The organism is Alkalibacterium sp. MB6 (assembly GCF_009935905.1).
Taxonomy (GTDB): domain Bacteria; phylum Bacillota; class Bacilli; order Lactobacillales; family Carnobacteriaceae_A; genus Alkalibacterium.
Genome location: NZ_PREX01000018.1, coordinates 41462 through 55140 on the forward strand (window position 1 = coordinate 41462; position 13679 = coordinate 55140).

16 protein-coding genes and 1 pseudogene are annotated in these 13679 nt (G+C 39.9%); 13 read left to right on the top strand and 4 right to left on the bottom strand.

From position 1 onward, the window contains the following. The first annotated feature begins 5 nt into the window (after nt 1-5). A complete protein-coding gene (locus C3945_RS08065) occupies nt 6-347 on the top strand; it encodes a GNAT family N-acetyltransferase (protein WP_161879190.1) in 342 nt (113 codons plus the stop codon). Between the two features lie 12 nt (nt 348-359). After that, a pseudogene (locus C3945_RS08070) lies at nt 360-569 on the top strand (GNAT family N-acetyltransferase); the annotation flags it as partial. 48 nt (nt 570-617) lie between these two features. On the opposite strand, the gene C3945_RS08075 reads toward C3945_RS08070, so the two are convergent. Beyond that, nucleotides 618-1190 carry an LURP-one-related/scramblase family protein gene (locus tag C3945_RS08075; RefSeq protein WP_161879191.1) on the bottom strand — a complete coding sequence of 191 codons (573 nt, stop codon included), beginning with the start codon at nt 1188-1190 and terminating at the stop codon, nt 618-620. Nucleotides 1191-1502: 312 nt separating this feature from the next. Beyond that, entirely contained in the window at nt 1503-2327 is an 825-nt protein-coding gene (thiD, locus tag C3945_RS08080) for a bifunctional hydroxymethylpyrimidine kinase/phosphomethylpyrimidine kinase (RefSeq protein ID WP_161879192.1), read from the bottom strand. Nucleotides 2328-2482: 155 nt separating this feature from the next. Here thiD and C3945_RS08085 point away from each other — a divergent pair, with 155 nt between their 5' ends. Genes C3945_RS08085 through C3945_RS08095 form a run of 3 tightly spaced genes read left to right on the top strand, consistent with a single transcriptional unit; the run spans nt 2483 to nt 4417 of the window. Then, nucleotides 2483-3214, top strand: coding sequence for an NAD-dependent protein deacylase (locus tag C3945_RS08085; RefSeq protein WP_161879193.1), 732 nt, complete (start codon nt 2483-2485; stop codon nt 3212-3214). A 25-nt stretch (nt 3215-3239) separates the two neighbouring features. Continuing rightward, entirely contained in the window at nt 3240-3848 is a 609-nt protein-coding gene (locus tag C3945_RS08090) for an NUDIX hydrolase (RefSeq protein ID WP_161879194.1), read from the top strand. A 20-nt stretch (nt 3849-3868) separates the two neighbouring features. Continuing rightward, nucleotides 3869-4417, top strand: a complete 549-nt coding sequence (locus C3945_RS08095; RefSeq protein ID WP_161879195.1) for an acyl-CoA thioesterase — start codon at nt 3869-3871, stop codon at nt 4415-4417. Nucleotides 4418-4503: 86 nt separating this feature from the next. Here the strand turns inward: C3945_RS08095 and C3945_RS08100 are convergent, their stop codons facing one another. After that, a complete protein-coding gene (locus C3945_RS08100) occupies nt 4504-5400 on the bottom strand; it encodes a Cof-type HAD-IIB family hydrolase (RefSeq protein WP_161879196.1) in 897 nt (298 codons plus the stop codon). Between the two features lie 115 nt (nt 5401-5515). Between C3945_RS08100 and C3945_RS08105 the strand changes: the two genes are divergently transcribed. The 6 genes from C3945_RS08105 to C3945_RS08130 all read left to right on the top strand — a co-directional run bounded on the left by C3945_RS08105 (nt 5516) and on the right by C3945_RS08130 (nt 12258). Then, entirely contained in the window at nt 5516-6202 is a 687-nt protein-coding gene (locus C3945_RS08105; protein WP_442862169.1) for a uracil-DNA glycosylase, read from the top strand. Nucleotides 6203-6302: 100 nt separating this feature from the next. After that, complete coding sequence (gene pta / locus C3945_RS08110) at nt 6303-7286, top strand: phosphate acetyltransferase (protein WP_161879198.1); 984 nt, start codon at nt 6303-6305, stop codon at nt 7284-7286. A 207-nt stretch (nt 7287-7493) separates the two neighbouring features. Continuing rightward, entirely contained in the window at nt 7494-8039 is a 546-nt protein-coding gene (locus tag C3945_RS08115; protein WP_161879199.1) for a general stress protein, read from the top strand. A 229-nt stretch (nt 8040-8268) separates the two neighbouring features. Beyond that, nucleotides 8269-9792, top strand: a complete 1524-nt coding sequence (glpK, locus tag C3945_RS08120; protein ID WP_161879200.1) for a glycerol kinase GlpK — start codon at nt 8269-8271, stop codon at nt 9790-9792. Nucleotides 9793-9848: 56 nt separating this feature from the next. After that, nucleotides 9849-11516 carry an FAD-dependent oxidoreductase gene (locus C3945_RS08125; protein ID WP_161879201.1) on the top strand — a complete coding sequence of 556 codons (1668 nt, stop codon included), beginning with the start codon at nt 9849-9851 and terminating at the stop codon, nt 11514-11516. Between the two features lie 22 nt (nt 11517-11538). Further along, nucleotides 11539-12258: an MIP/aquaporin family protein gene (locus tag C3945_RS08130; protein ID WP_161879202.1), complete on the top strand. Its 720-nt coding sequence runs from the start codon at nt 11539-11541 to the stop codon at nt 12256-12258. A gap of 63 nt (nt 12259-12321) precedes the next feature. Here the strand turns inward: C3945_RS08130 and C3945_RS08135 are convergent, their stop codons facing one another. Further along, entirely contained in the window at nt 12322-12528 is a 207-nt protein-coding gene (locus C3945_RS08135) for a hypothetical protein (protein WP_161879203.1), read from the bottom strand. 127 nt (nt 12529-12655) lie between these two features. Between C3945_RS08135 and C3945_RS08140 the strand changes: the two genes are divergently transcribed. Together C3945_RS08140 and C3945_RS08145 are read left to right on the top strand one after the other, a co-directional pair. After that, complete coding sequence (locus C3945_RS08140) at nt 12656-13084, top strand: acyl-CoA thioesterase (protein ID WP_161879204.1); 429 nt, start codon at nt 12656-12658, stop codon at nt 13082-13084. A gap of 3 nt (nt 13085-13087) precedes the next feature. Then, a complete protein-coding gene (locus tag C3945_RS08145; protein ID WP_202623327.1) occupies nt 13088-13633 on the top strand; it encodes a hypothetical protein in 546 nt (181 codons plus the stop codon). Nucleotides 13634-13679 lie beyond the last annotated feature (46 nt).

The following is a 13679-nucleotide window of genomic DNA, read 5'->3' on the forward strand; positions in this document are numbered from 1 at the left end:
TGATGATGATAAGACAAGCTCGAAAAGAAGATGCTGAAGCAATAGTGGAGTTGTTCCGAACCATTTTAATCGATACAGAACACCCGATTATGAAAGACCTTCCCTGGGAAGCGTTAAAACCCGCCTTTGTTGAAGCAGCTTTGAGAGAAGATTATATTCAGAGTTATCATAATGCGTTAGTCAAAGAGATCAATGGCGAAATCGCCGGATTTTGTTTCTCCTACGATGGTCAGTTAATTGAAAAGGGAATTGAACCATTAGGTATCGTGTTAAAAAACTATAGTTTGCCTGATTTCAGAACATTATTGAAAGAAGAGTCCTTTGCAGGTGAATGGTATCTTGATTAATTAGTAACCAAACCATCGTTTAGAGGTCAAGGAGTAGGAAAAGCGTTACTAAAGGGTACGTATGACTTGGCTAGAAAATCAGGCTTTTCAAAAGTAGGGTTGAATGTTGACAAAAATAACCCTAAAGCAATGAAGCTTTATAAGGAGCAAGGCTTTCAAAAAGTCGGGGAAGTTAAATTAGGTGATCACATGTATGATCATATGCAAAAAGTAGTCATATAAAATAAAAAAAGGAAATGCGCTTGGTCAATCGCCAGCGCATTACCTTTTTTATTTTTCGCATTTTATGGGTTTAAATCGCAAAAGGACAGAGTGAATGAGTCCCAGACTGTATTTCTCTTGCTTGTATTCTTTCCAGCGTGCGTTTTTCTTATGAACGTAATGGTCCAAAAGCACTGCCAACACACAAGCAATCGCCGCATGGTCTTCATTGTCGATATTAAGTATATAAAAATCACCTGAATAAGAAATAGTCTTTTCAATAGTCATTATTTTTTTGGCAATGTGTCTGACAGTGAACCGACGTTTCTCATAATCTCCAGTAATAAGCCAGTTAAATTTGGTTACAATGACATAAGGCTTTCTTAAGCCACGTAAACCACCTTGTTTCTTTATCGTGCCGATGTATTGGCCGTTCTGGTGTAAACTAAATTTTGGAAAAACAGATAGTAAGGTTTGCTTAGCCTCAACAAGGCGTTCGCCAGACATGGAATAAACGGTCATCATATCGCCAAGACGACCCCATTTACCCACAATTAAAAAAACATCGTTTCCTGCATCGTCTTTAACAATCATCCTGTTTTGTAATGATAAATGCTCTTCTTTAATAAATAGACGAACCACTTTATTCACCTCAAGTTCGTATCAGTTCGTTCCTCCCTATCATTATAACACCACTAATTGAAAAACCGAAATAAGAGAGAATACCTTGAGGCTGCCGGACCTAAATATATGGCGGAAATTTGAAGAAAGAAAAATTATTAATCTATAAGCATTAAAAAAGAATTCTTGAGACTGATTAAACTGGACTCTATAAAATGTACACGAGTAAAAATGCCTGTTTGTGTACCGATAGCAAACGAGCCAGTGGGTATAAAAAGAACACTCGCCATAGCTTAAGCTTGTGACGAGTGTTTTAATATTCTATACACTTAACTAAATGTTTTCTTGTCTGTTTAGTCTGTATCCACTGTGGAAAACTGGACCGACGTACTGATTGTATTCGAAGCCAGCTTCAATCGCTTCAGTGACAAACTCTTTCGCTTTTTTGATTGCGTCAATGGGGCTTAACCCTCTTGCAATTCCTGCAGTAATGGCTGCTGCAAAAGTACATCCAGCACCATGGTGAGTGGGGTTAGCAATTTTTTTAGCAGTCAATGTTAAAAAGTCTGTGCCGTCATAAACTAAGTCGATAGCATCTTCTCCAGGCAACGCTTTTCCGCCTTTAATGACGACGATTTTTGCTCCGTTGGAATGAATAACTTCTGCTGCTTTTTTCATATCGTCTAAAGTATGAAGGGTACCTAAGTCAGAGAGTTGTCCTGCTTCAAAAAGGTTTGGCGTGATAACGGTAGCTAACGGAACTAAACGTTTTTTAGTCGCTTGTACGTTCTCTGGATTTAATACCTCGTCTTCACCTTTGCAGACCATGACAGGATCAACGATAAAAGGAGTATCAGGATACTGCTCAATCTTGTCTGCAATCACGTTGATAACCGATGCATTTGGAAGCATACCGGTTTTAGCAGCTGAAATACCCGGTCCAGCAAAGGCTGTATTCAATTGGTCTTGAACGACTTGAGCATCAATAGGAGTGACGCCATGGCTCCAACTATTATCAGGATCCATTGTCGCGATAGTGGTTAATGTAGCTATTCCAAAAGTTCCATATTCAGCAAATGTTTTTAAGTCAGCGGCAATTCCCGCGCCCCCGCTAGCATCATTTCCAGCAATGGTTAAGGTCAGTTTATGAGTTGACATGTTACATTCCTCCGTTTTAAAAAAAGTGTGCGGTACACATAGATTGAACTGAATAGGCCACTAAAAGTGAAAGATCAGTTTATATTCTCTATGTTACTAGTATAATGGAAATAGCTGAAAAAAAAAGCACAGATATTCATAAGGGAGAGAGAGTCATGTTGACTAAAGAGACAATAGCCTCGTGGTTTAAGCCGGGGAAGAAGCTTGCGGTCATTACAGGGGCAGGTATCTCCACTGATAGCGGCATACCAGACTTCAGATCGTCTGGGGGCTTATTTAGCCAAGAAGTGAAGAGGAATATCCCTTTAGAAACAGTATTGAGTGTTGATTTTTTTGAGAGTTATCCTAAAGTCTTTTTCGAGTTCTATCGGGAAAAGCTGATGATTAAAGGAGCCAAACCAAATGAGGGGCATCGCTTTTTAAAACACCTTGAGGACAGGGGAATGGCTGTCACCATCATCACGCAAAATATTGACGGGTTGCATCAACAAGCAGGTAGTCAAAACGTTTTAGAGCTTCATGGAAATGCTCATCGCTTTATTACAAAGAGCGGTATAACCGTGTATACTGATGACATTGAATACGTAGACGGCTTATTTATGTCAAACGGTGAAGACGTACGACCGGATATTACTCTTTATGGAGAACCACTTGATGGTGAGGTCCTACAAAAAAGCATGGAAGCTGTCAGAGAAGCAGATATTTTGCTTGTCCTAGGAACGAGCCTAATCGTCTATCCCGCAGCTGGATTGATTTATGATTACCGTGGGGAAAAGAGTGTATTAGTTACTCGGGGCATCACCCCATTAGACTCATATTTCAAAGGAGTATTCGATGAAGCAATTAGTGATTGGACAAGAGATATCATTCACTTGTTTCATAATTAAAAATGAAATGGAAGGAGTTGTTTAAATGATTGAAGAGATTAAACAGTTGTTTAAAAACTATGAGGCAAAAGCCATTGGTCAACAAAATAAGTACTCGGTACTGTTACCTCTTGTAGAAGTGGAGGGTCAATGGCATATCCTTTATGAAGTCAGAAGCTCGGTTGTATCTCAGCCGGGAGAAACATCTTTTCCAGGTGGTGGCGTAGAAGAGGGAGAGTCGTACAAAGAGGCCGCTATTAGGGAAACGATGGAGGAGTTAAACCTACCTAAATCCAGCATAGAAATTATAGGAGAAATGGACTATATTCTTACTCAATCTCATATTATCCACTGCTTTGTAGGCCACCTCAAAATAGAAGACGTCGATTCCATCAAGCCGAATAAGGAAGTCGATGAAGTATTCACTGTACCGCTCTCTTTCTTTATAGAAAACCCACCCGAGTACCATGGTGTTAACATGAAAACTGTCCATGATGAACGGTTTCCCTTTGATCTCATATTCTCGGGAGAGAAATACAAGTGGATTGATCGTAAACACTTTGTCCCTTTTTACCGCATGCCCAATTATTACTTATGGGGCTTTACAGCTAACTTCACTCATCGCTTCATAGAAATAATTGATAAACATAACTAGAAGAAGAAAGGGTCCTTCAAATGACTGAACCACATACAAAAAAACGGACGTGCAACGAAACGAGAGTAGTCCAAACTCATCGGATTCTTCCGTCTGATTTGAACAATCATGAAACTTTATTCGGTGGGAAGTTAATGAGTTTTATTGACAATACGGCCTCCATTTCAGTTTCACGCTTTTCCAGATCGAATGCAATCGTGACTGCCTCCATGGATGAATTGCATTTTATTCATCCAATTAAAAGTGGCCATTCAGTGTGTGTAGAAACCTACATCACTGGAGCTGGAAAAACCTCCATAGAGGTATTCGCTAAAGTACTGGGGGAGGATTTAGTAACCGGTGAACGATACATTGGGGCAACGAGCTTTTTAACCTTTGTCGTTTTAGACAGAAAAAAGAACCCTGACTTTTCGCTTCCGAAAATAGCGCCGGAATCAACAGAAGAAAAAATGATTTGTGAAGGCTATCAAGAACGAAGACAAAAACGGTTGAAGGATAAAGAGGGGAATAAAGAGCTAGTTAACGCCTTGTCTTTACTGCCACCTTGGATTAGTTCAACTAAGAACTAACCTGTTTATCATTAAAAAAAAAGAAGAACCTGCTCCCAAAAATGAGTGAGAGCGATTCTTCTGTTCCAATTTATATGACTAATTAACTAAAAGTTAGCAGCTTTTTTATCCATGCTTCCACTCAACACACGGGAAATGACTTCAGCTACACCATTATGAGCGTTACTTGAAGTTGAATAGTTTGCTGCGGCCTTAGCTTCTGGAGCAGCGTTTTCCATAGCAACAGAATAATCAGCCCACTCTAACATGGAGACGTCATTGATATTATCTCCAATAGTCATGACTTCATCAGCTTTCAAGCCAAGTGTTTTAGCCAATTGAGCAACTGCAATGCCTTTCGTCGCTTTTTCATGGTTAATTTCCAAGTTGCTGGTAGAAGAAGCAGTCACTGCCAAATGAGGGATAGTGTTGTTGAGTTCGACTTTAATAGGGGTCAAGACTTCTTTCCCTTTCATGGAGTGAGTGGTTACTTTCAAAATGATGACACGATCATCCTCAAGAACGGCATCAAAAGAATCCACTTGGTGTAGATTTATATCAGTTATCTTCTCGTGTGCCAGTTCTCTAGCCTCTTCAAAAGTGATATCCGGATTGATATCTGTTAATAAAGATGCCACCATATTGATACGACCTGATTTGTCCACTGTGTATAAGCCGTTAGTCGTCACAAGTTCTGTATGAAGCGTATCTTCTGTTGATAAGATGGACAATATGTTTCGGACCATATTCTTTTCAAGTCCACGATTGTAAAGCTTATCTCCATCTGTATTAAAGAATTCTGCACCATTTGATAAGATAAGTGGACAGACAATCCCATGTTTGTTGACTATAGGGCTTGCAGATGGGAAGTCTCTCCCAGTAGCAATAGCAAAATGGATCCCTTCATTTTGAGCTCGCTTAATAGCAGAAGCATTAGCGTCTGAAATCTCCATCTGTTCATTTAATAACGTCCCGTCCATGTCAGAAACAATTAATTTTATCATGCATGATACTCCTTTGTTTTAATTTTCATCATCATCCTTATCTAGTCTAACAAAAATCAGCGTTAAAAAACATCGGTTTACACGAACATTACATTTGAAAGTAGGGATAATTTTGATGATACCACTAACTAACGATTGGGAGCCAATAGTAAACCAAGAGGCCCAAAATGACTCTTATCAACAATTAAGGGAATTTTTAAAGCATGAGTATGAGTCCGAAATCGTCTATCCAGTAAAAGAAAACCTGTGGCAAGCTTTCGAGTGGACACCCTTCAGTGAAGTAAAAGTAGTTATTCTAGGGCAGGATCCTTATCATGGTGAGAATCAAGCTCATGGATTGGCTTTTTCTGTTCAACCAAGTGTCAGAATACCGCCATCGCTAAGAAATATTTACAAAGAGCTCGATGCTGATTTAGGAATCAAGCCAGTTAACCATGGTTATTTAGAAAAATGGGCGAAAGAAGGGGTATTGCTTTTAAATACTGTATTAACTGTTCGAAAAGCAGAGGCTTATTCTCACAGAAACAAAGGATGGGAAGAGTTTACTGACCATATGATTGAAGCTCTAAATAATCGAGATAAACCCATCGTCTTTATTCTGTGGGGAAATGCGGCTAAAGAAAAGCGAGCGATGATTGATGAAACGAAGCATGCCGTGATTACTTCTGCACATCCTAGCCCGCTGTCAGCAAGTAGAGGTTTTTTCGGATCAAGACCGTTTTCTAAAACGAATGAACGATTACTAAATTGGGGTATGTCACCGATTGACTGGCAGCTACCGCATGTTCCTGAAAATCAGTAAAAAGAGAAGAATCTAGAGAAATAATGGATGACTCTGTGAAAACAGGATGAAAAGTGTTATCATAATGAGTGTTGAAAACAAAACCTTGGAGGTAATACAAGTGGAATTAAGAGAGACATTAATTAGTCAAATTAAAGGAAAAAACCTTAAGATTGTTTTTCCTGAAGCAACAGATGAACGTATTTTAGGAGCGGCTCTTCGTTTACATCATGAAGATATTTTGCAACCTATCTTATTAGGTAAGCCTGATGAAGTACAAGCAGAAGCTAAATCACATGGTTACGATTTAACAGATATTTCAATTATTGATCCTAACTCATATGATAAATATGATGAAATGGTTGCAGCTTTTGTTGAACGCAGAAAAGGAAAAGCAACAGAAGAACAGGCGAGAAAACAGTTAAGAGACGTTAACTATTTTGGAACGATGCTTGTGTATCTTGATCTTGCAGATGGTTTAGTCAGTGGAGCGATTCACTCAACAGGCGATACCGTTCGTCCAGCTCTACAAATCATCAAAACACGTCCTGGCGTTAGTCGTACATCTGGTGCGTTTATCATGCTTCGTGGTAGAGGGCAAGAGAAGTATGTCTTTGCTGACTGTGCCATCAACCCTAACCCAGATGCTCAAGTGTTAGCAGAAATTGCTGTAGAAAGTGCACGTACAGCTAAAATGTTTGGAATCGAACCTAAAGTTGCTATGCTCAGCTTCTCATCTAAAGGATCAGCAAGTGCCCCAGAAGTTGAAAAAGTAGCAGAAGCAACACGAATTGCAAAAGAATTGGCTCCAGAATTCGACATTGACGGAGAATTACAATTTGATGCTGCCTTCGTGAAATCTGTAGCTCAGCAAAAAGCACCTGATTCAACCGTTGCCGGTGAAGCAACTGTCTTTATCTTCCCAGAATTGCAATCAGGAAACATTGGTTATAAAATTGCTCAACGTTTCGGAAACTTTGAAGCAGTAGGACCAGTTTTACAAGGGTTAAACAAGCCAGTATCTGACTTGTCACGTGGATGTATTGAAGAGGATGTTTACAAAACAGCTATCATTACAGCAAACCAAGCCATCATGAATAACTAATCCAATAGAAAAACGCTCACTATAACCGTGGGCGTTTTTTTATTTGGTAAATAGTAAAGCCTCTAAGCCTTATTTTTGACTCCTATTTTTATCTTGGTTAAACTGGTTTTAGTGATGTAAGAAGGGGATGGTCTTATCTTTTAACTAAATGAACGAATATTGCTCATGCAAATCCGTACAAATAGTCTAAAGGAGAGATAAATTATAATGGAAAAACGATTAATTGGTGGCGTATTTTCAAACGTTAATGATGCAGAAGCAGCTATTAGAGAACTACAAGGTTTGAATTTTGGTAAAGATGATATATCTGTTTTTGCTAAAGATGATAATCAAGTCGAGCGCATTGAAGATGACACAAACCAAAGCGTTGAAGGAAACGATAGCGGCCGAGGTAAGAATGCAGGTAAAGGTCTAGGTCTAGGTGCCTTATCCGGAGGTGTACTTGGTGGTATTGGTGGACTAATTGCAGAAGTCGGTCTGATTGCCATTCCAGGTATTGGCCCATTGGCTGCTGCAGGACCATTAGCTACGACATTAGCAGGACTTGGAATTGGTGCTGGTGGTGGTGGTATTGTCGGAGCATTAGTTGGTGCCGGCATGCCGGAAGAAGAAGCAAAAGAATATGAAGCTTATTTAAAAGATGATAATATCGTGATTATGGTTGAAGTTGAACCTGAAAGAGTCGATACGGTATACAAAACATTTGAATCAAACAACACTCTAAATTCAAGCATGTATAATCGAGACAGATAATGGCATCAAGTTTTTTATGAACAACTAATAAAGCGTAAGCGAGTATAGCACGATTAATCATGTTTAACAGTGGACGAGTGGTCTACTTGTTCATGGTTAATTGTGCTTTTTGTTGTCAAATAAAACTCCCACACCTTTCTAGTGGTTTTGAGTAGAAGAAAGAAAGTAAGCAGTGCTATACTAAACGTAATAGTAAGCCTTTACAAAACGAAAAGGAGCAGATGATCATATGGCAGATTACATTATGGCAATAGACCAAGGAACCACTAGCACGAGGGCAATCATATTTGACAAGAATGGAGATCCGAAGTGGACATCGCAACAGGAAATCACTCAGTATTTTCCAGAGCCAGGTTGGGTAGAGCATGACGCAAACGAAATTTGGATAAAGACGCTTCAAGTTATTGCAAGTGTCATGATTGAGTCGGGTCTATATGGAAAAGATTTAGATAGTATTGGGATTACAAACCAACGTGAAACGACAGTTATTTGGGACAAAGAGACAGGTGAACCGATTCACCGTGCAGTTGTTTGGCAGTCAAAACAAACCTCTCATATTGCAGACCAGTTAGTAAAAGATGGTCATAAAGACATGATTCACAAGAAAACAGGATTGATAGTAGACTCATATTTTTCTGGAACAAAAATTAAATGGCTATTTGATGAAGTAGATGGAGCAAAAGAGCGTGCTAAAAATGGCGAGTTATTATTCGGAACCATTGATACGTGGCTTTTATGGAAATTAACAGGTGGAAAGGTTCATGCGACGGATTACTCCAACGCCAGCCGTACGATGCTTTACAATATTTATGACATGGAGTGGGATAAAGAAATATTAGACCTGTTAGACATACCGGAAGACATGCTTCCAGAAGTCTTGCCATCGTCTCATTCCTTTGGAGAAACCATGGATGAGATTTTCCGCGGGACGCATGTACCTATTGCGGGTATTGCTGGAGACCAACAAGCGGCTTTATTTGGTCAAACGGCATTTGAAAAAGGCATGGTCAAAAACACGTATGGAACGGGTGCCTTTATTATCATGAATACAGGAAAAGAACCCATTCAGTCTGAAAATGGATTGCTGACCACCTTAGCGTACGGTTTAGACGGGGAAGTCTACTATGCTCTAGAAGGGGCTATCTTTGTAGCTGGTTCAGCTATCCAATGGTTGAGAGATGGATTACGTATGTTTAGAGATTCCCCTCAATCTGAACAGTATGCAACAAAAGTAGAGTCATCAGACAATGTGTACGTGGTTCCAGCATTTACTGGACTAGGAGCGCCTCATTGGGATCAAGACGCAAGAGGAGCCGTTTTCGGTTTAACTAGAGGAACAGAAAAAGAACACTTTATTCGTGCAACTCTAGAGTCGCTGGCTTACCAAACACGTGATGTGGTCGATGCAATGAATGAAGATGCCGGTTTAAAAACGGAAATTATTCGAGTGGATGGCGGAGCTAGCATGAATGATTTCTTGATGCAATTCCAAGCCGATATCTCTAACGTGACGATTGATCGTTCTAAAATAATGGAAACGACGGCTCTTGGAGCGATTTATTTAGCTGGATTAGAAACAGGATTCTTTAAAGACTTGGACGAGATTAAAGAAAAGTGGGACAAGGACGCTACCTTTAAACCAGAAATGGATGAAGAACAAAGAGAAGATTTATACAGTGGGTGGCAACAAGCAGTAGAAGCGACTCGTGCATTCAAGCACAGACCAAAACGAACTAAAAAAGAGAAAAAATAGTCTGCTATGAATGAAGGAATGGTTAGGATAACAAGTGAAAGGATGATGATGCATTAATGACATGGTCAGCTCGGACTAGAAGCGAAAACATAAAAAGCTTTAAAGAAAACAAGCTTGACCTTCTAATTATTGGGGGTGGAGTAACTGGGGCCGGCGTGGCACTTCACGGTGCCGCCCGGAATATACAAACGGGATTAATTGATATGCAAGACTTTGCAGGTGGAACGAGCAGTCGGTCAACTAAATTGGTACACGGTGGCTTAAGGTATCTAAAACAATTTGACGTTGAACTAGTAGCGGACGTGGCAAAAGAACGGACAGTCATTGGCAAAAATGCACCACACATTGCCCAACCTAGCTATATGCTGATGCCCGTTTACGATGAAACAGGAGCTTCCTTTAATAAATTTACAGCAGAAGTGGTGCTTCACCTGTATGATTATTTAGCTGAAGTGGATGAGGAATGGGCTCATTATATGGTCGAAAAAGAAGAGGTTCTAAAGGCAGAGCCTTCTTTAAAAGAAGCAGATTTAAATGCAGGGGGCTTTTACCTAGACTACACAAATGATGATGCCCGTTTAACTATCGAGACAATAAAAAAAGCTCATGAGTATGGTGCGATTATAGCCAATTACGTGAAAGCTGTGGACTTTTTATATGATGATCAAAAGCAAATTAAAGGTATTATCGCCAAAGATATGCTGACAGAGGAAGAATTTGAAATTGAAGCCGGTATCGTTATTAATGCTGCTGGCCCGTGGTCTGATGAGGTTCGTAACCATAAAGATGCCCAAACAGAGCAAAAGATGTTTCCAACGAAAGGGGTCCACTTTGTTGTATCTCATGACAAATTGCCGATCAATCGCACGATATATACGGATACTGGCCAAGATGATAACCGAATGATATTTGTTATCCCAAGGGGGAATAAGACATACTTCGGAACAACGGATACACCTTTTGAAGGGCCTTATGAAGACCCAGAAATAACAGAAGAAGATATTGATTATTTGTTAAAAGCGATTAATCACCGTTTTGAAGGGATTCACTTAACTGTGAATGATCTCGAGTCAAGCTGGGCTGGTTTAAGGCCACTGATTCAAGATGAAAACAATTCTGATCCATCGGGTATTTCAAGAGGTCACGACATTTTCGTTGAAGAAGATGGCTTGATCACTATAGCTGGTGGAAAGTTAACGGATTATCGACGTATGGCTGAGGATGCCTTTAGAGTCATTGATGAAAAGTGGAAAGAGGCATCCATTTCGTTTGATTCCGTTGACACAAAGTCTATTCCTTTATCCGGAGGAGATGTTTCAGATCCTAACAACTTTCAAGCATTTATTGAATCAAAACGAGAAAAGGGTACAGCACTTGGGCTAACTGAAGAAGAAGCAGATAGTCTGGCAGATTGGTATGGAACGAATGTTGATACAGTGTATGAAATGGTTGATAAAGCCAAATCCTATGACATGCCTCTAAAGGATGCCTTGCAACTGGCTTATGCATTGGAACATGAGATGGCCTTAACCCCTGAAGACTTTTTTGCTAGACGGACAGACACACTCTTATTTGCTATAGATAAGATGGAAGCATTGAAAGAACCTGTTCTTGATGCTTTTGAAAAAGAGTTGAATTGGAGTAAAGAAGATAGAGAGTTTTGGAATCAGCAATTGAATGACAGAATGGCAGAAACATCCTTACAGCAATTTAAATACAATTAACCGATAAGAGAGGGAGAACGCCGTGGATACCACTTTTTGGCAACAGATAACTGGAGAGTTTTTAGGGACATTTATATTGATATTGCTCGGTGATGGAGTTGTTGCAGCGAATGTTTTGAAGAAAACGAAGTCTTACAATGGTGGATGGGTCATGATCAGTTTAGGCTGGGGGCTTGCTGTTTCGATGGCGGTTTACGCTGTTGGTTGGCTCTCACCTGGGCACATTAATCCAGCTGTTACTCTAGGTATGGCTGTAGCTGGAGAATTTGGCTGGGATATGGTACTCCCATATATTATTGCTCAAGTAGCAGGAGGTTTCGCTGGAGCCGTTGTCGTTTGGTTACATTATATGCCTCACTTTGAAGCGACGGAAGATAAAGAAGCCATTTTAGCTGTTTTCTCTACCGGTCCGGCTATTAAAAGCAGCGTGTGGAACCTTGTATCTGAAACCATTGCGACCACCGTATTAGTGTACGGATTGCTTGCCTTTACACAAGGGGACTTTACAGATGGATTAAACCAACTCGTTGTTGGGTTGCTCATTGTGGTTATCGGTCTCTCTCTTGGAGGAACCACAGGGTATGCCATTAATCCGGCGCGTGACCTTGGTCCAAGAATGGCGCACCAAGTTTTACCAATTGCCAATAAAGGTCATTCTGATTGGGGATACGCCTGGGTTCCCATAATAGGACCATTTATCGGAGGCGTACTGGGTGCACTTATTTATTTACTCGTCATCTAAAAATTCATCAAAATAAAAACGGCAGAGGCTATTTCGTTAATAGTCTTGCCGTTTTTATTTTACTTAATAACTAACGTTTCCAAATAGTATTGCTACAATACCCATCCCGATAGCTGTGATGCTCATTCGAGTGATATCGACTTTCAGGAAATAACCAATAATGCCTAAGCCAATGGCTATACCGCCCATAATGTTTGCTTGCCAGAAGAATCCAACAACAGCAGCTAAAAGAGCAACCCATCCTATAACCGTACCTACTGTATTTTTCATATTTAACATCCCCCTTACCCTTCGCTAGTGATAATTTACACAATTCGTTTTCACTTATGATTTTACCATAAAGTAGCGCTTTTATGCTACACTATAAACTAATATAAAAAGAAGAGGGATGCTGAATATGAACAACTGGCTTCACAAAGTACAATATTATGAAACAGATCAAATGCAAATCGTCCACCACTCGAATTATATCAGGTGGTTTGAAGAGGCTCGTACATATTTAATGGAACAAATCGACTTTGGTTATGATCAGATGGAGGAGCAAGGGATTGTTGTACCTGTTTTGGCGGTTCAGGCTGATTATAAAAGTATGTCAAGATTTGGTGAGACCGTCGAAGTTAGAGCGCATATAAAAGAATTTACAGGAGTCAAGATGATCATCGCCTATGAGATTGTCGACAAGCATACTGAGGAGATCCGGTGCACAGGTGAAACGAAGCATGCATTCTTGGATAAAGAAACCTATCGTCCACTATCCCTCAAACGCAAACACAAGAACCTATTTGATTTATTTAATCAATTAAAAGACAGGAAAGTAGAGGAATAGACTATGGAATTGATTCTACTCTGTGGACCGCAAGCCGTAGGGAAAATGACAGTTGGTTTGGAGCTAGAAAGAAAGATAGAAGCGAGGTTGCTTTATAACCATCAAACCATTGATTTGTTTGCTCGCTTTTTGACTTATACCCCTCAAACCTTTCACTTGTCTGATGCTGTAAGAACCGATTTATTTCAGCAATTCGTCGAAAATGAAGAAACGAATGCAACTAAAGGAATCATCTTCACTGTAGTGATTAGCTTCGGATCCGAAACTGATTGGAAGGTCCTGGAAAATTGGGTATCGATTTTTACCGATGCAAATGCAACGGTCTATTTCGTTGAACTTGAAGTAGATATTAACGAACGAATAAAGCGAAACACGTTGGAAGATCGGTTGGCAGCCAAACCATCAAAACGAGACATCGAGTTCTCTCATAAAGAATTAGTGACCAGTAATGTAAGGCATCGACTAAATTCCGATGAAGGGGAAGTAGAGGCCCGTCTTCCTTTAGTCAACTACCTAACTCAAGTTTTGCAGTTGAATATCCAGGTTTAACCCTTGCGGTTATTGAAACTTCTTATAAATAATTATCAAAAAACAC